26 protein-coding genes are annotated in these 19,726 nt (G+C 36.7%); 7 read left to right on the forward strand and 19 right to left on the reverse strand.

The window, feature by feature from the left end; translation table 11 throughout:
• Nucleotides 1-21 precede the first annotated feature (21 nt).
• From BTHG_RS10005 to BTHG_RS27345, 3 genes are read left to right on the forward strand one after another with little or no spacing between them, the layout of a single operon-like run.
• Nucleotides 22-465, forward strand: coding sequence for a hypothetical protein (locus tag BTHG_RS10005; protein ID WP_010676614.1), 444 nt, complete (start codon nucleotides 22-24; stop codon nucleotides 463-465).
• A 2-nt stretch (nucleotides 466-467) separates the two neighbouring features.
• The gene (locus BTHG_RS24650) at nucleotides 468-2,270 is read left to right on the forward strand and encodes a molybdopterin-dependent oxidoreductase (protein ID WP_232284448.1); all 1,803 of its coding nucleotides are present in this window, start codon (nucleotides 468-470) and stop codon (nucleotides 2,268-2,270) included.
• Between the two features lie 20 nt (nucleotides 2,271-2,290).
• Complete coding sequence (locus BTHG_RS27345) at nucleotides 2,291-2,953, forward strand: molybdopterin oxidoreductase family protein (RefSeq protein ID WP_232284449.1); 663 nt, start codon at nucleotides 2,291-2,293, stop codon at nucleotides 2,951-2,953.
• 53 nt (nucleotides 2,954-3,006) lie between these two features.
• Here BTHG_RS27345 and BTHG_RS10015 read toward each other — a convergent pair whose 3' ends face one another.
• Nucleotides 3,007-3,570 carry a GNAT family N-acetyltransferase gene (locus BTHG_RS10015; RefSeq protein ID WP_010676615.1) on the reverse strand — a complete coding sequence of 188 codons (564 nt, stop codon included), beginning with the start codon at nucleotides 3,568-3,570 and terminating at the stop codon, nucleotides 3,007-3,009.
• Nucleotides 3,571-3,737: 167 nt separating this feature from the next.
• Nucleotides 3,738-4,835, reverse strand: a complete 1,098-nt coding sequence (locus BTHG_RS10020; RefSeq protein WP_010676616.1) for an FAD-dependent monooxygenase — start codon at nucleotides 4,833-4,835, stop codon at nucleotides 3,738-3,740.
• Between the two features lie 181 nt (nucleotides 4,836-5,016).
• On the opposite strand from BTHG_RS10020, the gene BTHG_RS10025 reads away from it, so the two are divergent.
• Nucleotides 5,017-5,841, forward strand: coding sequence for a PdaC/SigV domain-containing protein (locus BTHG_RS10025; RefSeq protein WP_010676617.1), 825 nt, complete (start codon nucleotides 5,017-5,019; stop codon nucleotides 5,839-5,841).
• Between the two features lie 453 nt (nucleotides 5,842-6,294).
• Here BTHG_RS10025 and BTHG_RS10030 read toward each other — a convergent pair whose 3' ends face one another.
• The 12 genes from BTHG_RS10030 to BTHG_RS27070 all read right to left on the reverse strand — a co-directional run bounded on the left by BTHG_RS10030 (nucleotide 6,295) and on the right by BTHG_RS27070 (nucleotide 15,239).
• Nucleotides 6,295-7,161, reverse strand: coding sequence for a putative RNA methyltransferase (locus BTHG_RS10030; RefSeq protein ID WP_010676618.1), 867 nt, complete (start codon nucleotides 7,159-7,161; stop codon nucleotides 6,295-6,297).
• Between the two features lie 369 nt (nucleotides 7,162-7,530).
• The gene (locus tag BTHG_RS10035) at nucleotides 7,531-8,985 is read right to left on the reverse strand and encodes a DHA2 family efflux MFS transporter permease subunit (protein ID WP_010676619.1); all 1,455 of its coding nucleotides are present in this window, start codon (nucleotides 8,983-8,985) and stop codon (nucleotides 7,531-7,533) included.
• Nucleotides 8,954-9,127 (reverse strand): hypothetical protein, encoded by a 174-nt coding sequence (locus BTHG_RS26750; protein ID WP_157256165.1) that lies wholly within the window; start codon nucleotides 9,125-9,127, stop codon nucleotides 8,954-8,956. Before BTHG_RS26750 ends, BTHG_RS10035 begins: the two co-directional genes overlap by 32 nt.
• Before the next feature lie 41 nt (nucleotides 9,128-9,168).
• Nucleotides 9,169-9,735, reverse strand: coding sequence for a TetR/AcrR family transcriptional regulator (locus BTHG_RS10045; protein ID WP_010676620.1), 567 nt, complete (start codon nucleotides 9,733-9,735; stop codon nucleotides 9,169-9,171).
• A 256-nt stretch (nucleotides 9,736-9,991) separates the two neighbouring features.
• Nucleotides 9,992-10,399, reverse strand: a complete 408-nt coding sequence (locus BTHG_RS10050) for a GNAT family N-acetyltransferase (protein WP_010676621.1) — start codon at nucleotides 10,397-10,399, stop codon at nucleotides 9,992-9,994.
• Between the two features lie 121 nt (nucleotides 10,400-10,520).
• Nucleotides 10,521-11,066, reverse strand: a complete 546-nt coding sequence (locus BTHG_RS10055; RefSeq protein WP_010676622.1) for a DUF1697 domain-containing protein — start codon at nucleotides 11,064-11,066, stop codon at nucleotides 10,521-10,523.
• Nucleotides 11,063-11,752, reverse strand: a complete 690-nt coding sequence (locus tag BTHG_RS10060; protein WP_010676623.1) for a VOC family protein — start codon at nucleotides 11,750-11,752, stop codon at nucleotides 11,063-11,065. Before BTHG_RS10060 ends, BTHG_RS10055 begins: the two co-directional genes overlap by 4 nt.
• 88 nt (nucleotides 11,753-11,840) lie before the next feature.
• Nucleotides 11,841-12,020, reverse strand: a complete 180-nt coding sequence (locus BTHG_RS10065) for a hypothetical protein (RefSeq protein WP_026021770.1) — start codon at nucleotides 12,018-12,020, stop codon at nucleotides 11,841-11,843.
• A 102-nt stretch (nucleotides 12,021-12,122) separates the two neighbouring features.
• A complete protein-coding gene (locus BTHG_RS10070) occupies nucleotides 12,123-12,941 on the reverse strand; it encodes an SDR family oxidoreductase (RefSeq protein ID WP_010676624.1) in 819 nt (272 codons plus the stop codon).
• Between the two features lie 26 nt (nucleotides 12,942-12,967).
• Nucleotides 12,968-14,512, reverse strand: a complete 1,545-nt coding sequence (locus tag BTHG_RS10075) for a collagenase (RefSeq protein WP_010676625.1) — start codon at nucleotides 14,510-14,512, stop codon at nucleotides 12,968-12,970.
• Nucleotides 14,513-14,692: 180 nt separating this feature from the next.
• A complete protein-coding gene (locus BTHG_RS10080) occupies nucleotides 14,693-15,043 on the reverse strand; it encodes a hypothetical protein (RefSeq protein ID WP_010676626.1) in 351 nt (116 codons plus the stop codon).
• A gap of 31 nt (nucleotides 15,044-15,074) precedes the next feature.
• Entirely contained in the window at nucleotides 15,075-15,239 is a 165-nt protein-coding gene (locus BTHG_RS27070; RefSeq protein WP_198420974.1) for a hypothetical protein, read from the reverse strand.
• Nucleotides 15,240-15,445: 206 nt separating this feature from the next.
• Between BTHG_RS27070 and BTHG_RS10090 the strand changes: the two genes are divergently transcribed.
• The gene (locus tag BTHG_RS10090) at nucleotides 15,446-16,414 is read left to right on the forward strand and encodes a hypothetical protein (RefSeq protein ID WP_010676627.1); all 969 of its coding nucleotides are present in this window, start codon (nucleotides 15,446-15,448) and stop codon (nucleotides 16,412-16,414) included.
• 22 nt (nucleotides 16,415-16,436) lie between these two features.
• Here the strand turns inward: BTHG_RS10090 and yiaA are convergent, their stop codons facing one another.
• From yiaA to BTHG_RS10105, 3 genes are all read right to left on the reverse strand, one after another.
• A complete protein-coding gene (gene yiaA, locus BTHG_RS10095) occupies nucleotides 16,437-16,901 on the reverse strand; it encodes an inner membrane protein YiaA (RefSeq protein WP_010676628.1) in 465 nt (154 codons plus the stop codon).
• Nucleotides 16,902-17,003: 102 nt separating this feature from the next.
• Entirely contained in the window at nucleotides 17,004-17,312 is a 309-nt protein-coding gene (locus tag BTHG_RS24655; protein WP_010676629.1) for a hypothetical protein, read from the reverse strand.
• Nucleotides 17,313-17,380: 68 nt separating this feature from the next.
• Nucleotides 17,381-18,106 (reverse strand): hypothetical protein, encoded by a 726-nt coding sequence (locus BTHG_RS10105; RefSeq protein ID WP_010676630.1) that lies wholly within the window; start codon nucleotides 18,104-18,106, stop codon nucleotides 17,381-17,383.
• A gap of 347 nt (nucleotides 18,107-18,453) precedes the next feature.
• Between BTHG_RS10105 and BTHG_RS27920 the strand changes: the two genes are divergently transcribed.
• Nucleotides 18,454-18,582 (forward strand): YjcZ family sporulation protein, encoded by a 129-nt coding sequence (locus tag BTHG_RS27920; RefSeq protein ID WP_232284464.1) that lies wholly within the window; start codon nucleotides 18,454-18,456, stop codon nucleotides 18,580-18,582.
• A 102-nt stretch (nucleotides 18,583-18,684) separates the two neighbouring features.
• Here BTHG_RS27920 and BTHG_RS10115 read toward each other — a convergent pair whose 3' ends face one another.
• Entirely contained in the window at nucleotides 18,685-18,882 is a 198-nt protein-coding gene (locus tag BTHG_RS10115; protein ID WP_010676632.1) for a hypothetical protein, read from the reverse strand.
• Nucleotides 18,883-19,099: 217 nt separating this feature from the next.
• Here BTHG_RS10115 and BTHG_RS10120 point away from each other — a divergent pair, with 217 nt between their 5' ends.
• Entirely contained in the window at nucleotides 19,100-19,297 is a 198-nt protein-coding gene (locus BTHG_RS10120) for a hypothetical protein (protein WP_010676633.1), read from the forward strand.
• 16 nt (nucleotides 19,298-19,313) lie between these two features.
• On the opposite strand, the gene BTHG_RS10125 is transcribed toward BTHG_RS10120, so the two are convergent.
• Nucleotides 19,314-19,649 (reverse strand): YnfA family protein, encoded by a 336-nt coding sequence (locus BTHG_RS10125; protein WP_010676634.1) that lies wholly within the window; start codon nucleotides 19,647-19,649, stop codon nucleotides 19,314-19,316.
• Nucleotides 19,650-19,726 lie beyond the last annotated feature (77 nt).

Raw genomic sequence — 19,726 nt, forward strand, 5'->3', positions numbered from 1 at the left:
GAATAGAAAGGGGATGATGGTGTGTATTCAGAGCTTTATCGCCATTTTCATAAGAGTTATCAGCTGATTCAGGAATTGCTGAAGGACTTTCCGGTGAATAGTAACCCTATGGAAATGATTCTTGCCCCTTTATTTCACGAACAACAGGCAAAGCTTTGGGAAGCAATGTACCTTTTGCAACACTCTACCCTTCAGCAAAATAAGTTGCGTGAAGTTATTTCCGTATTATATAGAAGCAACGAAGCCTTTGATCCCGCTTATCGTGCTTGGATTCGGGCATCCAGGTGGATGAGTACTGCGCCCCCAGATGTCTTAAATAAAAAAGAATCACTAGCTAAAAGCCTGCATGGTCAGTTAGAAAAGGCTGTTCCAATGATTCAAAAGATATACGGGAAGCTAGATACACGCTTTATCATTCCACCATTATACAGGTCAGAGCCTATAAAAGTTTCAAAGGAGGATTAAATATGGTATGGAATGGGAGCCGTACCGATATGAATGTGTACACACAAGGGGAAGTTGAAAAATGGGTGTACAGTACTTGCAATATTTGTTCGATTGGCTGCGGATGTTATATTGCTACAAAAGACAATAAAATTGTCGGAATCAAAGGGAATCCAAATCATCCTGTCAATCGAGGCAGGCTTGACCCAAAATCAGAAAATCAGTGGTACGCAAACAATAGTCCCGATCGTTTATTAACTCCATTAACTCGCAATAAATCTGGTAAACTAGTAACCACCTCATGGGATGAGGCAATTGGTCTTCTTGTGGAAAAAGCAAAAGAAACATTGCGAACGATTGGACCTAATGGGATTGCTATTTATTCTACTGGACAATCTACGCTTGAAACATATTATACAATCGCGAAAGTCGGACGTGCCGGTTTACGTTCTCACCTACTTGACGCAAATACACGACTTTGTACTGCCACCATCGAATGGTGCTTAATCGAATCGTTTGGTTCTGATGGTGTTCCTGCATCATATGATGACCTAGATGTAACGGATACGGTATTTATGCTTGGGCATAATCCCGCGGAAACGGGAACGGTATTATTCGAAAGAATCATGGCACGAAAAAGGAGTACTGGAAAACCTTATTTAATTGTCGTTGACCCCAGGAAAACAGTAACGGCCAAGGAAGCAGATTTATTCCTACAAATAGCCCCCGGAACAAACCTTGCTCTCATGCAAGGAATTCTTCATTTACTTATAAAAAACGGAGTTGTGGATCATTCCTTTATTTCCACCTATACAATTGGGTTTGAAAAATTAAGAGATTCTGTTAAACAATGGACACCTGAATTAACATCCAAAATAACCAATATCCCGATTGAGCAAATTATTCAAGCCGCTAATCACCTTGGTAAAACTAAGACACTCGTTTCTACTAGTCTTCAAGGTGCTTTTCAAAGTGCTGACGCGACAAGTGCATGTGTGGCTATTAATAATCTCCATCTCATCCGCGGTCTCATTGGAAAGCCTGGATCTGGACCGCTTCATATGGCAGGGCAGCCAAGTTCATCTGCCAATCGAACCGTTGGCGGCGTAGGAACATACCCCGGCCAACGGAATCCAAATAACCCCAAGCATATCGACGAAATGGCACGACTTTGGAATGTGGATCCATCGATGCTGGAGATTGGTCCTGAAAAAGGGATTGAAGAGATTGTTTATTTAATGGAGCAAGGAAAGATTGGGCTATTCTGGAACATTTTCACCAATCCAATGGTTTCTTTGCCCAATCGGAATCAAGCACGAAAAGCGTTTGAAAACACTTTTGTCGTCGTTCAAGATCCCTTTTTAACGGAAACAACAGAGGTTGCAGATATCGTCCTTCCCCCTGCCATGTGGGGTGAAATAGAGGGAACGATGGAAAATGCAGACCGTAGAATTAATCTGATGAGAAAAGCAGTCGACCCTCCGAATGGGGTTCTCTCTGATTTTGAGATTCTACTTGATTTTTCAAAACGAATGGGATTTATAGATAAAGATGGAAACCCACTAATCTCCTATACTACTCCAGAGGAATGCTTTGAAGAATGGAAAAAAGTTTCAAAGGATCGTCCTACTGAAATGACAGGGATTACCTATGAAAAACTTGAAAAAATAATGGACTACGCTGGCCTGTTAATGAAAAAAATCCGATTGGAACACCGCGACTTTATTCGGATTTTACGTTTCATACCGCAAGTGATTACACACAGTCCTATGGGAAAGATTTATTTACCGGACGGCCGAGAACGAAAAAAGAATATGAGGATTTAAATCCCAATGGGAAGGCCATATTGTATCCAACCTACTATGTACCACCTGTTGAAGTACCACGCCCTGAATATCCATTCTGGTTAACAACTGGTAGACTTGTGTGGCAGTGGCATACCAGAACTAAGACAGCTCGCTCTCCTTATTTACAGTTGATTGCACCTGAGGGTTACGTAGAAATCAATATTGTCGATGCGAAAAAACTAGCGCTCCTCCCGGGAGAAATGGTGAAGATTGTCTCACCACGTGGTTCTATCCAAGTCCCAGCCCGAATTGTGGACACAGTTCAGCCCGGACTCGTATTCGTCCCTTTCCATTACGGAAGCTGGGAGAATAACCAAGCTGCTAACGAATTAACCGCGGATTATACCGATCCGTTGTCGAAGCAACCAACATTTAAACAATCTTCTTGTCGGATTGAAAAACTTCGAAAAACAGTAACCGTAACGGATCAGGTATCTTTAAACGAAATAGCCTCTAATTATGGTTATACCCTTGAAGAACTGGCAAGGGCCAATAAAATGATGCCACCATTTCGCGCCGATATTGGTGATCAAATTGAGGTTCCACTATCTATGAAAAATGTTGATATTCCTCCCTATATGCCCTATCGAAATATTGAGAGACTTCCACATTTTAAGCAAGCAGATTTGGAGGTAACAAGAATGGATTTGGAAGGGGAGTAAATCATGCCATATAAAAAAGCCTGCATTTTGCCCCGAAATGCAGGTTCAACACATTATCTGGTTTCTTCCCATTCTTCTCTAAGCAACCCCATACGAATCGAATCATAGTAAACACCGTTATAATAGCGGCATTTTCTCATACGTGCTTCGAGTATCATCCCAAGTTTTTGGCCGACTTTAATCATGCGATGATTTCCAGACCAAGTGGTGTATCCGACTCTTTCGATATAAGGTATTGTTTCAAACAAATAGTCAATCCATAATTTTATTGTTTCTGTACCGTAGCCATCACCCCAATATTCAGGAAGGTAAATAACAATACCCATCTCAAGCCATCTTGTGACTTCACTTTCCCAATAAAAAATAACCGTTCCAATGATTTGACCATCCGCCTCAATAATCATTTCATCTAATGGGTGATGCTGCATGCTAAGTTGATGCTCTGCCTTTCTCAAATAAGTCTCTTTATCAATGTACTTGTGTGTGAAGTAGGGAGCATCCCATTTTTTCCATTCAGGATTTGGATCCGCATAACGCAACTCCCAAATTCTAGGCAGATCTTCTTTTTCAACTTGGCGCAAAATAACTTTTTCTCCTTTAATTTTGACTAAATTCATCTTGATCCCCCTGATTTTCTCTATACACCTATTTCCAACATTTTACCTATTCATATATTTTTAATTCGGTATGAAATGAGAAAATCCTTTCTTGATTTTAATCTTCAATTTGAAAAAGTAGATTATTTTCCAGCGCAAAAAAAGCATGCAGTTATTTTCCTGCATGCTTACCTTCCGATAACTTCTAAAAAGTTGTCTTTAAATGATTCTTCTTTTTCAAATTGCATTTCTTGTTGCTGTTCGATTTCGGCTCTTCTTGCTATCTCGAACTCTTTTAATCTTGTTTCGCTAAAGTCGCTATCAAGCAAGGCCTGCTCAAGGATTGGCGCTAAAACATACGCATCTTTTATCGCACAGTTAATTCCGATTGCTGCTGTTGGCGTCATTGTATGTGCGGCATCTCCTAGAATAACAAGGCCATCTTTCGCCCATGTTTCTGCTTTTGAACTGAATACTTTTAAGCAAACAAAGTTTTTCCAGGTTTGGATATGCTCCCGAACGGTTGATTCTAATTCAGGAAAACTTGTTAATAATGGCTCTAAAAAAGGTTCAAGCGGCTGCTTGCGTAAAGAGGCAAATGTACCTTCCTCAATATTCCAGCCGATTTGAATCATCCCACCTGTTTGAGTGAACAATGCCAGTTGGTGGCCATTGACAAACACCATTTTGGTTGAAGGCTCCCAATCAGCTGGTGCTGGAATTTTCGCCCAAAGCACATCATAACCATGTGTTTCTTCCATAGTTGAAATGCCCGCAAGTTTTCGAACAGTTGAATATCGACCATCTGTCCCAACAACAATTGAGCTTGAGATATTGATTTCTTGTCCATTCTGTTTTGCTTTTACACCGGTATAGTGACCTTTTTCGTCTTGAACTAACCCAGTGACAGTTGTATTTAAAAGTAGCTGGTAATTCGGAAATTGAGCTGCTTCGTTTGAAACAGCTCTTAAAAAATGCGGCTGAGGAATATGGATTCCAACGTGATCTTCACCTGTTGGAGTGATTGATTTTACAATGTTTCTGCCATATAAATATTCCACTTTTTTCATTTTTAATAGTCCAAGTGCTTCTATTTTACCGAAAAGATGATGTTCTTTTAAAATGGCTTCAGTTTCTGCGTTGATGTGCTCACCTCTAAATTCACGTTCGTTTCCTGAAGTGCGTTCAACAACAAGTGTAGCTATCCCTTTTTTCGCTAAAAGATAGCCAAGTAAGGCACCCGCAGGACCTCCACCAACAATGCAAACATCTGTCTGTAGATTCATGGTTTCACCTTCTATAGTAATCGTATGATGCAAATTAAGTTTTCTAATAAGAAACAAAGTTCACTAGACGATAATCAAATGATAACAAACTACGTTTTATTCGGTCAACTGATTTTCATTTCCAATCATAATTGTACTAAAATAGAAAGTAGAATGGAGTACGTAAAGGGGAGAGAATTAAATGAAACGATTTATTTCGTTGGTTTTTTTCTGTTTTGGCTTGATGTTAGCAGGATGCGGGAACCAACAAACAGTACCAACACAACAAAATGACGGGGACGAAAATACACCAACACAACAAACAGAAACAGATGAAAATGAAGAGGAAACTACATCGAATGTGGATGATAATGATGCACCTCAACAAGCTGAAGAAGAAGAAAATGAAGACCCTTTTGAAATAGATTCTGCCACCTATGAGATTGGCAAACTTACAATTCATTATCCTCAGCTTACAAAAATGAAGAATAAAGAAATGGAGCAGAAAAGTAATCATCTTATGAAAGAGGAAGCCATTCAGTTTCTGAACGAATATCAAGATAGCGAGGCTCCACTCATAGCGGATTATGAAGTCATACTTCCTGATTCTGATATCTTAAGTGTTCTTTATACTGGTGATTATAATGGTGGGGCGTATCCAACAAACCTTTTTTTCACTACCAATATCGACTGGAAAAAAGGAGAGAAAATCATATTTTCAGATTTATTTGCAATAGACGAAACCTTCCTTGAAATACTTAAAAATGCGAAGTATGTTGATTGGGAGAATCCACCAGAGCCAAATAAGGAAAAACAGGATGCTATCATTGAATACTTGAACACTCTTGATACCCAGAATCTTATTGAAGCGTTTAAAAAAGCAGATCATCCAACCACTAGTGAAAATCTATTTGGAATTTTTTCATACTATGTAAAGGATAAAGTCCTTATCAGCATTCAGGTCCCACATGCACTTGGAGACCATGCGGAATTTGAACTGAATATGGGAGATTTAGTAAGGAAATAGGTAATCTTTAACCCATTACTTCTAGAATAACTTGTTTACTTATGAGGTGCAAAACGGTAAATCGCAAATCACAAAAACTTCACAAAATATTTCACTGTTAAAAAGGCTTAGAGATTCAAATATCTCTAAGCCTTATTTGAATCTTTTTCACGAAAACCACCCGTAAGCGTAAGAATTCATTAGATGCTAAGTGGGTGTGATAAATAAGTGGAGAAATTACCGTTATTTAGAAAAAAGCTCTTAAAATAGCTTTAATAGACGGAGAGATTCCGACTATTGTCTAAAAAAACGGGTAAATTGCTACTTTTTCTTAGCTTAATGGGAATATCTCCGTTTATATCGCCCGACCAGAGCTCTATTTTGCAGCTTAACAGGAAATTGTCCACTTATTTTGAATATCATTCGAAAGTAATGCACTCCTGCTTCAAGAAGCAGGGGGTTCTTTTGATAAAGTTAACAATTGTTCAACCCAATTAATATATCTAAGTCAACCGTAATCTGGGCGTATTCCTTCTTTAAAAAAGGCGTTATTTTTTCTTTTTTCGACCATGTCATTGGTGTCATTTGAACCAACCATTCGAGAGCAGACTTATCAAGGGTCTTGTTGTACGTTAACCTCATCCTCTCAACAGATTGAAAATTCTCGTGAAATCTTTTAGTTGTATCCTCATTAGAATAAGAACGGTTTTCAAAAATCTGTTCTCTTAGCTCCTTTAGGTAACCACTTTGAGGAACAATTTTAATGACAATTCCATTTATCTTCAAGAGTCTATGAAATTCAGTATAATTCGATGGAGACAACATATTGAGTATGACATCAAATGATGCCTCCTTGAATGGTGTTTTTGCAAGGTCTGCCACCGCCCAAATCTTATCGTTGTAACTTTTGGCAGCAGATTGAATTCCTTCCTTCGAAATATCAATACCTACACCGACGACATCTTTATTCACACTCCTACAAATACTCGATAAGTGCGAACCTTCCCCACATCCCGTGTCAAGGATTGATAGTGTATGTCCTAATTGTGCATCATTGATTATCTCTGCAATTTTACGGCTTAAGGGCTCGAAAAAACCACCTTCAACAATAAGTTTTCGTCTTGCTTCAAAAAGTTCCTTGTTATATTTCGTGTTAACTGGACGAGTCATAAAATTCAAGTAGCCTTGTTTTGTAAAGTCAAACGTATGATGTTTGGAGCAGATTATGCTTTTAGACTCCCTAACCTTCATAGGCAAATGACAAATAGGACAGGCGAACATTGACTCAAATTTACTCACATAATTTGCACTTTGCATTAATCTTTTATTCTGTTGTAACAAAAAAGCCACCTCATTCATTCGTTTTTTAAAATGAAAAAGGCATAGACAAATAAACCCTCACCATTCTTTTCAAAAAAAGTGGGGCCAACAAATCGTCTATACCCATTTCTATCTATAACGAATGAATTGAATAATCATGAAAAATGACTCCTTTGATTTCGTTTGGGACTCTCACCCAATTTTATGGTAACAGGGCTATATCCACAAATCAATCTACATTTCTATCCAAACCTTTTTATTACATCCCATCCTTCCCGATAAAGTCCTTATAAGACGAAAGCAGCATACTAATGGCTTCTTTTTCCTATTTTCCAAAAAAAGAAACCATTCGCATTGGTTACCACTTACGAATGGTTTCTTGAAATTTAACTATCCCTGGACAGGTTCTGTTGCTTTTACTGTTGCTGCAGATGTTTCCTTGACACATGTTCTCTTTTTTACAAATAAAGCTAAAATGAATGTAATAACTGAAATTCCAGTAACAAAGGAGAATGCATATTTTACACCTGCGGCTAAAATTTCTGGATCTGATGCATCAGGGACGTCAGCCATATAACTTCCTTGACCAGCTGTAAATAACGTAATCGCTATCGCTGTACCTGCTGCCCCAGCTACTTGATTCAATGTATTCATAGCAGCTGAACCATCACCATATAATTCACGTGGCAACTGGTTTAGTGCGTTTGTTTGTGAGGGCATCATTACCATCGTTATCCCAAAGAAGAAAATCATAAATGCAACAATTATTTGCCAACCCGGAGTTGATTCTGAGATAACGAATGCAAACATGAAATTTGCAATCAAAATAATGATAGAACCGATAATGACAAAAACACGTGGTCCAAATTTATCAAATAGAGTACCAACAATTGGTGACATAATAACATTGACAGCATTACCAGGAAGTAATAGTAAACCAGCCACCGCTGCACTATATAATAAAGCATCCTTTAGATACATTGGTAAAAGAATACCAGCTGATAAAATCATTAAAATACCGAGGAACATTGTAGCTGTTCCTAAAGTAAACATTGGGTACTTAAATACTTGTAAATTAACCATCGGCTGATCCATTTTCATTTGGCGAACGCCAAATAATAGGAGTGCAATTACCCCAACAACTAAAGGTGCCAAAACTTTAGGGGATGAGATTGCTGCTTCGGCCATCGTTGCAAGTGCGTAAATTACTCCGCCAAAACCGATTGATGATAAAGCAACCGATGAATAATCAATTTTGGGCCTTGTAATTTCTGACACATTTTGAATTTTGACGACAGCTACAAGTGTCAATAATACATATAAGAGAGTGCTAATCCAGAAAATATATGGCCAACCTAACGTACTAATAATGACCCCTGAAAGTGTTGGACCTAATGCAGGTCCTAATGTAATAACAAGTCCCATAATCCCCATTACCACTCCACGTTTATGAACAGGGAAAATAATTAAAAGAACACTCGTCATAACTGGTATTAACACTCCGGTTCCTATTGCTTGCACGATACGGCCTACTAAGAGTGTTGCAAAATTAGGAGATAAAGCAGCCAATACCGCTCCTAATAGTGATATGACAAGTCCCCCAATAACTAGTTGTCTCGTAGTGAACCACTTCATCAATAGTGCAGAAATTGGTACCAATATCGCCAATACTAATAAATATCCTGTTGTCAGCCATTGGGCAATAGCTGGTTTTATTGAAAATTCACTCATAATATTTGTTAAAGCCATGTTTAATGCTGTTTCCCCAAATAATCCTATAAAGGTACCAAACATTAAAATAAAGGCCATTGTTTTAGGATTTTTGACCTGTAATTGTGTATTCATAAAAATCTCCTTTTTCTTTGATTTGACCAGTTTTTTGTCTAATTTTTTTCGTTTCCCCTATTTTTTGCAAAATAAAGGCCAATCCCATTTTTACTAGAGCTGCGCTCATGAAAATTGGAATTAGCCGTTTTTCAAAAACCATATTATTCACTTTTCGGGGTGGTTAGTTGCTATCTGCAAAATTCACTTCGTATAGTCCTTCAAAATGTTCGGGATAACCTGTGAAATTATCTTTAGCGGATGGCTAGATTTTTGTGTTAAACAAAGCATCATTCCACCCTCTACAGTCGCTACCATCGTGAGTGCAAGCGAATTAGCTACCTCTGTCGAAAACCCATCTGCTACTAACTTCTTCGAATAAATTTGTTGCATTTTTGAATATAAGAGGGAACACGCATTTCGGACTGGTTCACTAAGTGAAGCCATTTCGCTGACAATGCTGCTAAACGTGTATCCAGTTATGGTTCCTTCCGTTTCAAAGTTAAGAATTAATTTATCAATCATCGCTTCTATGGCTTCGTTTGTAGTTGAAAACTGATTAAAAATGTCTTCAATATCTTGTGTAATCACTTCATTCAAAGAATCCAGACAAGCAATGAGTAATTCTTCTTTTCCATCTGGAAAGTGATGATAAAGCGAACCTTTTGAAATATTGCATGCTTTTAAAATTTCACTTAGGCCTACACCTATATACCCTTTTTCCTGGAAAAGCTTTGTAGCTACTTCGATGATTAGCGATTTTGTATCCATTCCCGTCGTGCACCTCCACCATACCAACCGGTCTGTTTGTAACTATACCAAAAAATTTTTCTTATAGTCAAGGGTTTATTCATCACTATTATAGTGTTAACTAAATCTTAGAATACAATAACAGCTTTTTGAGTTTAGATAAGTTATAACAATTCCTTTTTTAATTAAACAGGTTAAAAAAATGACAAAGAGCAATGCGATAAGTCACATTGCTCTTGTTGATTGGCACCTGGTTTACAATTTTTTTTTAAATCCTCTAACTTAACTTAGCAAAAGCTACTAAAGAACCTTTATCACATGATTCGAAGCCATTCTTTTCATAAAAATGTCTTACATCAGGGGCTTCTTCTGTTAGTAATACCTTTTGACGAACATTTTTATATTTCTGAAGAACTTTTTGCATTAGTTGAGTAGCAATTCCTTGGTTTTGATAAGCTTGTAACACAAGAATATCTTGAATATAAATAATTGTTAATCCATCACCTACAACACGAATTAACCCAACCAATTCTTCGCCATTCCATGCTGATACAATTTCTAATGACTGTTCAACTGCCTGTTGCAGAACATCTAAATCCTGTGTATAAGCATACCATTCTACATCATTATATAGTTTTTCTAATTGTTCTCTTTCTATCATTTTTCTATTATTAAAAGTTATCATTATTCTTTTTCCTCCTCAAAATTTATTATTTTGAAGAGCTGATCCATAATTTATCCAATGTTTTTATACCTCCTTTCAATTCTTAATTAAGCTATTTACTTGTTTACATTTATCTGAAGGACTACCTGTTTTGTGCTTGCATCAGTTCATATATCTTACGAGCAGTATTGACATTTCTTACGGTAACTTGCTTATATAACTTTGTTCCAATGATCTTTGACATTCCGCTTTTGGTGACATTTTTCTTGTCAACGGACCATAGAATCGCACCCGGGACATATTTCACCGTGTCAATATTGGGTTTGATGACCAATTGCTCTAGTACAGATTCATCATCCATTTCATCCCATAAAAACATGACATCACTTTTCATATTGTTGTCATTTTTCCATGATTCAGGAATTGCGTCAATGATTCCTCTGACATCATCGATACTACGAACTACCACTTTTATTTGTAATTCAAACTCATTATGTATTGCTTCTTCCAAAATACGTGAGAGTTCCGTTTTGGATTGGCCATTGGATGTAAAAATAATATTACCTGTATTGATGTATGTTACCACATCATTCATACCTACTTGTTCAAACATTTGTTTAAGCAACTTCATATCAATTTTATTTTTCCCACCAACATTAATCCCGCGAAGAAGTGCAATATAAATCATAACCTTCCACCTCCTTTATAGATTTCTACTTGATTATCAGAGCGAACCGTAATTCTACTGCTATCGTCTGTGAGGATTTCAACAGGATAGACTTCAGATATTTTATTAGAGAAAATCCATCTTCTCCCAGGTTGATTAAGGATAATAAAGATTCCTTTTGATTTCTCCCCCATGAAATTGAGTGACGTTTGGCTTAATGGGCCATTATCCCGTTCATATATACCAATCTCCATTAACTTATTTCCTGCTTTAACAGCATCATCTACAGTAAGACCTATTTCGCTTATATTTAAAACATTTTCTATCGAAAATGTTTTCGTTTCTGTTTTTGAGGTGTTTCTTGAAATAAATTCTACAATATTTCCAGCTGGATCATAGAAATATAGGGCATTTGCTTCAAAGAAGGAAAAATAGACCTCATCTTCTCCATCCTCGACATTTAATTTCACTTTCTCTTTAACCCATGACTTCGCTTCATTGAATTGGTTAGACGGAATATTAAAGGCAAAGTGATAATAGGGATGACCTTTTACTTTCTCCGATGTGAATTCCAACTGGCTTGAACCCACTGCAATTCGAAAGCAATCTTTATCTTCTTTTATCAAAGGAAAACCAAAGAGGTCCACATAGAACTTCTTCATTTCATTGATTCTATCTGTTTGTAAGATTAGTAATTTTATAACCATTATCAAGGCTCTCCTTACTAAATCATTTATAAATACATTCAACATAAAAAGTGTTAATCCTCTATCGATTAACACTTTTTCAAACTGATTACGTTTTTAAAATAAGTAAGACAATAAGGAAAATGATGAGCCCAATCATAAAAATCGTACCAAGGCTTGCACTGTAAACAATATACACATTCACATGAAGAATCACATGGACAATGAGGATAACAAGTATCAACATAAGCAATAAGATTGCTACATGAATATTCTTATTCCTATTCAAAAAATCAGCACCTTAACGAAATAAAGTAGGAAGGCTTGTATTATAACGTTTATTCTGTAGTCGATACCAATATTCCTAATTCACATTAATCAAAGTCCATGTTTATGAATGAGGACGCCAACGGCCAAAGCCACCCTCTGTATGAATGATTTGTCCGGTAATCCAGGATGCTTCTTCCGTTAATAACCACGCAATAAGCCGTGCAGGGTCTTCAGGTTGTCCCATTCTACCAAATGGAAACATTGGTTTCAGACTTTCCCACAATTCTTTCGTCATATACCCGGTATCGACCGGCCCTGGATTCACGGTATTGACAGTAATATTTTGATCAGCCAGTTGATCAGCTATTGTGAGCGTAAGATCAGCTAGTGCTCCTTTTGATGCAACGTATGCGATTTCACCAAACATTGGCCCTAACCTTTGTCCCGAAGTCATGAAAATGATTCTGCCCCCGCCTGAATGAGTGTCGTGTTGTTTCGCAAAAAATTGTGATAGTAAAATTGATGAGCGTGCATTAACTGCCCAGTGTTTATCTAGCATGTCTACAGTTAACTCGCCAATTGCACCATCACTTCCACTCATTGCATGATTGCAAACAAGAGCATCTATATGGCCACAATTTTTACTGATTTCATCCATCAGCCTTTTTGGTTCTGCCGGGTCTAAAAAATCTCCACTACTATCATACAGAGATGCATCATCTCGTAGCTCAGCTTTTATTCCTTTAACTACTTCGCTCAAATCGTCTGCGCCCCAGGCTTGTTCTTTATCATGTGACTGGAAATGATGAATAATCACAGATGCTCCCCATGCTGCCACTTGACGAGCAATTGCATACCCGATACCTTGGCGACGACTAACTCCAGTTATCAATACTTTTTTACCTTTAAGTGGGTATTGGTCTCGAATTAAGTGACTCATTATTCGTGACCTCCTTATTCGTTAGATTAAAATTCTCCAGGATATTTCTCTTTTGCTTGCCGTTTTAATTCACCCATAATTGTTGTTTGGTTTGATAATTGTTCGCTTTGAAAAATAAATCGGTAGGCTTCAACTTCTTTCCCTTGATTTTTCAATTGATGAAAAATTGATATTTCATTCACCCATTCTTGATAGAATGGAACATTTCCAAATGAGTCCATTTTTGATAATTCTAAAGCTTTGTTTGCCATATCAAGAGATTCCTTAGTGTTGAAAATTATAAGAAGATAGGATAAATTTAGAAATGAAACTCCATCGTTCGGTGTTAACTGGGAAACTTTACGTCTAGCTTCAAGCGCCTCATCCCACCGCTGTTGTTCTTCAAGTAAGAGTGCGAATTGATGCCATGCTAAACTTTCATCAGGGTATTTCCTAATAATTTCAAGATACATTTTCTCTGCTGTTTCATTGTCACCTTCCTGCCAAGCACGCCATGCTTTATCTAATTCTTCATTTACTGAGAAAATGGTTTGGTTCAAGGTACTCAATTGTAAGCCTGTTATCTTTTCGAACGATACCTCGAATGAATCAGTTTCCTTTTGGTCTAAAAGAATACTAGCTAATATTTTCTTACCATGTTGTCCCACAAGATAATCAATTGCTTTTTTCGCTAAGTAATAGGTGTCCGAGCTCTCAGATGCGGAGTTCCAGTCTTTTGATGTATGTAGGTCTGAGAAGGATAAATTTGTGTCTAAAATTCCTGGTGTTCTGGGGGTGTCAATGATTTGATAATGGATGTATTCGCTTATTCCTTCGTTATACCAGAGTGGTACGTCATCATGTTGTAGTCCAACTTTCAATGAAAAAAGATCTAAAAGATAATGGGTGTACTCGTGTGCGAAAGCCCCCACCATAAATGTTTCATCTTTACTGTTCTGGTAAATCAGCACCGTTTTATTTTTGTTGTCGTAGGCTCCATCAATTAATTCAGGTAAAAACGGCATTAACTCATAATAATCGTTTGAATTACGAAGGACAACGACTTCTAAAGGGTCTCTTTTGGCGATTGCCTGACCAAACATTTCCTCTTCTACTCTTTTGATTTCCTCCATTGATTCAATGAGTTTATATACTTGTTTTTCTGTTTCAGGATGGTACTTAAAAGTGATGTGTTGATGTTCTAAAACCGGGTAGTCCTTTGTCATCATTGTTTCTGAAATCTCTCTTACTACTGTGATTTGTTGCAGAAGTTTCAACTTATCTCCTACCGACATGTCGCCAAATTTATAGTGAAGGATAAAATGATAAAAACAAATCCCGCATAGTAATATAATTGTGGCAACTAAATAAACGTACGTCAACAAAATGCAACTCTTATTTTGTATAAATAAGAATTTTCTTTTGCCTAAACCAACTGCCACAATTATCATTAATGTAACCAAAGCTATTAAACCGACAACTAGAATAATAAGTCCTATTATGTTATTTACAAACAGATAAATGACTGCTATCAAAAAAGCTGTTAATACAAGGCTAGATATTAAAAATAGTATATTTCGAGCTATTCGCATGAAAGACCCCCAGCAAATTCTTATATACTCTTCTAAATTAGCACATTTTTCCAAATGTTACATCTATTTTTCCTACCATTTGGAAAATTACAGGTTTTAACAAATTAGAGATTAATAATTACGGTTGCCCTTTTTCACATAAAAATAAGCCCAAAGAATGTCTATATGACATTCTTTGGACTATATCTTCCTTGCTACTTTATTAGCTTTGATTTTCATAATCCACTTCGTTATTAAGTGAGTTAAAAGCACTAGTAACGTATTAAGACCTATAATTACGATTGAGAAAAGCACATATGCAACTAATAACCACCCGATCGCTTCAGCTTGTTGTCCACCCTTGTTGGCTACATAATACACATAGAGTACAATAAAAACAATTTGGACTCCAGATGCTAGTATACAATTGATTGCAAAAAACTTATCTAATCTCTGGCTCTTTCGAGTTGCTCTTATTTGTAATGGTATTCCCACTACTGCGGGGCTTAAAGCAACCATATAGAATAAAAATCCCTCTATCAATTCCCCCATGCTTGACCTCCCTCGATACTCTCAATGATTATCATTTCCTCTTCTCTTCTTTTACTGCTAGAATCTGAGTTTCTGTCCCGTATTCTCTGCGAATGGTTTTTCTCGCTTCTGCGGATGTCCTTGCATTGACTGGCATCACTTTTGTTTTAGCATCTATTTCGATTTCGACAAGAAAGCATTTAGCACCACATCTCAAGAGAATCCCTCCACCTAGTTCCAGTTTCATCCATTTTTAACATGATTCATCCAACTCCACTATATATTTTTATGTCTTGAAAAGAAACACTTTTATACGCGCCATTGCATTTTCAGCCGAAAAGTCCTGTGGTACATTAGTCCCATTTCCAATGGAGATGGAGTTTCCTATACTTATAGAAAAAGGAAATATAAGGGAGTTAATCAATGAAGGAAATTAATTGGTCGAAACTGCTGGCTTTCGCAACATTTATCTTTATCATTTATACAAATTACGACAATCTTCAGGAGCATAAGGAGTTTCTTAAGGAAGCGAACGCAAATCAGGTTGAAGAGAGAATTTGGCGTAAGTATATTGTGAATGGTTTATTAGAGGGTCCAATCTTTACTGTTCAAATCGGAGCGTTGCCTGAAAGTAGTATCCCCACAAAGCATAATGATTCAATGGTTATTATCGATCATGATTTATTTGAACAAGTGGACGTTGGAGATACGATTCCAGGTTATGAAGTGGACGGAAAATTTTACACAGATACGCTGTTAAAAGAGGAAGTTCGTTGGTTTTATATCCTTTTATCCGTTTTTAGTCTGTATCCAATCGGATATATTTTATATTGGCTTTTCAAAATTAGAGCCATTTGGGAATTGTTCGCCACCCTCTCAAAACGTTTATACCTGGATAAAATTGCGGGTTTTGTTATTTCCTTTTTCATTTTTGGCGGTGTGATTGGCGCAATTCTTCTCTTTCTATCGACTGATACAAAATCAGCAATTGAAGATGGGTATGAAAAATATATTGGAAAAAATCACGCTGAAACAACAGCAATCGTTACAGATCGTGGTTTTGATAGAGGAACATCAAGATATAACACAACTGAGTATTACATTTCCTTGATGTATAAACCGAAGAATCATGAAAGTATTTTTATCGTTAAGGGTGTGACACGGCATACATATAACAAATATACGAAGGAAATGCCGATTATTTATAATGTGGATAACCCGTATCAAGTCTATGCCAAAGAAATGGATTTTAAGGATTACACCGATATCCTTCTGACAGATACCATGTTTCTCACGGCCATGTCCATCATTCTTATCATTTTATTAGGCTGGCTTCCATTTCTGTTATGGAAACGGAAAAAACACAAATCACAAAAGGACCATCCATTTTAGAAGTGGATGGTCCTTTTTTACATTAATCTCTTTCTCTTGCCTTTTGTGTATCACGAATGTTCTTTTGAACAGTAATTGCCGCAAAAATACTTAGCACGAATGCCATCCCGTAAAATCCTTTTTCGCTTAATACTATACTTCCAGCGTTGTATAAACCGATAGCCATCAATGAAATCGATACAATAAGAGCAACCCAGCTAATTCCATAATAAATACTTGTAACTGGAATTCCCTCTTCTTTATCCCTTACTGCTTTTTGTAAAGAAACCGATGCATACAGACCGAATATTAAAATCGCAAAATAATATCCTTTTTCATTCAGTTCCATTGCTGCATTAAATAAACCGATAAGATAAGCGGAAACACCAACCAATAACGCTCCCCAGGAAGCTCCTTTAAAGGCTGCAGTCGGTTCTCCTTCTTTCCGCTCCACTTTCACTTTTGGTTTTTCATGCTTTTCTTTATCAACAATGATTTCATTCTCCATTGAATATGTCCCCTCCATTTTTCATCTAAAACTTCCACATAAACCCATTATACAGAAATTTCTTAACTTTATTCTCAGATTCCAAACCTGTTCTTGGTTCGTCTAGGAATCCACGTATTTTTTTAACAGCCGATAACCACCGATTATGACATAAGATGCGAACCCTAAAACGATGAAAAGTCGAATGATAAAATGTTCAGTAACTTGGAGTACAAAAATCAATGATATAAGGAATATACATACACCTGCCATAAATTTCGTATAACGAATAGCATCATCCGAAAACTCAGGTTCTTCTTTATACATCCATCTTTCCCCAAACAGCATACTCTCTTCAGGGTTAAAATAGGTCCAAATTAACACGGCATACACAGGAATCATGAAAATAAAATACAAAATGGCATCTGCCAAAGCATTCCCCCCTAGTGATGGTATGTTCTTTTGTATATCATACGTACGAACTCATGTATGGTTTCATATTACTCTGTCTTTGTTATCCATTGGATAGTATATGCATCTATATATCTAGTACTTTTCATTGTTGATAAATCCATAATATACGTGTGACCCACTGAATCTTGAAAAAGCCCCTCTAAAATTGTTCCTAACGATGTTACATGCTCCATTGAATGATAAACAAGATATTTTCCATCCGGTGAAAATCCAATAGGAGTATATCCAGTAAATTTTTCGTTCCCATCATAAATACCGTGGAACTTTTTAATCACTTTTTCATTCCCATCTTCCAATAAATAAAGTGAACCTTGTTGATCGATAACTGAGAGATTTTCAAATTGATTTTGAATATATTCTGTATGTTCCATCATTTCTTGCTTATGTTTCAATGTTGGCTTGGTTTCTCCATCCTTTAGGGAAAACATACTCCAAGAACCATCATGCATCGCGATGAAAGATATCGTTTGATATGCTTTGTCATAATGAAAGTCGATAATATTATCATTATTACCCCCGTAGTTATCCTTACCCTTTCCTTTATGGCTATAAATCAATGTCTCATTTTGCAATGAAGCATCTGATTTAAATAGCGTAAGTACCCCATCTACTCTTTTCGTATAATAGATTGTACCTTCTACATCCTCTAATAGATTAGCGTTCATCGTACTTTTAAAATACTGAAAACCATTTAGGAATATAACAATGGATGCCAATAGGAAAAGAATAGTGATGATTACTGTTTTCTTCAAACAGGTCCACCTCCTAATCTCGTATGATATAGACTAAAAAATTGAATCATTTATCCATTTCACTACACATACATACGAAAATATGACATTATTTGTTGCTTTTTATCCAAGAAAGAGCATCACAGGTATGAGCACTTTACCTTCGTGACAATGACCCATTTTCATGGTGAATCGTAGCAAATAAATCCTAGGTGAGTATACTGTAGGGAATCTACACAATAAAGAAAAGGAGAATGAATATGGATCTAAATATTTCTAACGTAAATGCGTTACAAAGTCAGTACTTGCCACCACAACCCACTTATGTAGCACCACAACCAACTTTTGCAGCACCTAGCTATGATTACATTGAGCCTAGCTATGGTTATGGGTATGGGTACGCTGGTCCTGTACATTGTCACAATACTTTTGTATTAGTCGTTGTGTTGTTTATTTTATTAATCATTATAGGTGCTTGCTACTTCCCTAAATGTTAGTTAAATGTTAGCATTCAAACCAACACCACACAAAAACAAGAACATACCTCGTTTATGTTCTTGTTTTTTTGATAAAATTATTGTCTTTAGGAGTCTGATTACTTAATGCTTTTTTTTCACCGAATCTATCAGGTAGTAAAGAAGGGCAATAACAAATGCTTGAAGTATAAGAATGATGGTACCGAATGTATAAACTGCTGATTCGACGTGGTCCCCACCATCAAATACGTTTAACAATGCATAAAAGAAAACGATACAGATTAATAGGGTTAAGAAAAAGATACTCACGAACTTTGACATACTTTAGCCCCCAACTATCAAATTATAAAGGCGTTTCTCTACACAAGAAGCTCCATCAAACTCATTTAATTTACCTACTATATATTCTGGAAAACTCACCATATTCCTTCAAGAAATAGTTAGTCCTTCTTCATTTATATTTATTGCATACACTACTATACGTGTTCATATATTTGAATAGGACAACCAGTCTTGGAGTCAAATGGGAGGGATTATTTTGGATAAGAATGAAAATGCTCCACAAGCGAAGACAGATAATAGAAATTATATAAGAGTGAATAACAACATTCAATTCACCATTAACTTTGGTGATTCTCTCAATTTGCTAGCCCTGATTGCAGGTGTATTTTTCATTAAAACAGTCTCTAAAAAACGTAAAGCCGATAAACGAAAAAAGGCGTTGATCCTTCCATAGATCATCGCCTTACTTGTTATTGTCGCGGTGCAAATAACATGACTGATACACCAATTATACAGATACCGGCACCTAGCCAATCGTATAAATCCGGTGTTTTTTTATCAATTCCCCACCCCCATAGGACTGAAAGAACGATAAAAACTCCACCGTAGGCAGCATATACTCTTCCGAATGATGGAAAGGTTTGAAAGGTCGCAATTACTCCGTATAAAGCTAAAGCAATTCCGCCACCAATTCCCCAATAATAGGGTTTTCCTTCTCTCAACCAAAGCCAAATTAAATAACCTCCGCCTATTTCGGCGAGTCCCGCTAGTATAAAAAAGAAAATTGCATGAATGATGTAAACCACGTCCTCATTCTGTAAATTATGATAGGCTCATTATAGCATTCATGTACATCTTCTAAATGTATTAAAACTTCATCTCA

Origin of the sequence: Bacillus timonensis (assembly GCF_000285535.1) — a bacterium.
Classification (GTDB): Bacteria; Bacillota; Bacilli; order Bacillales; family Bacillaceae_L; genus Ferdinandcohnia; species Ferdinandcohnia timonensis.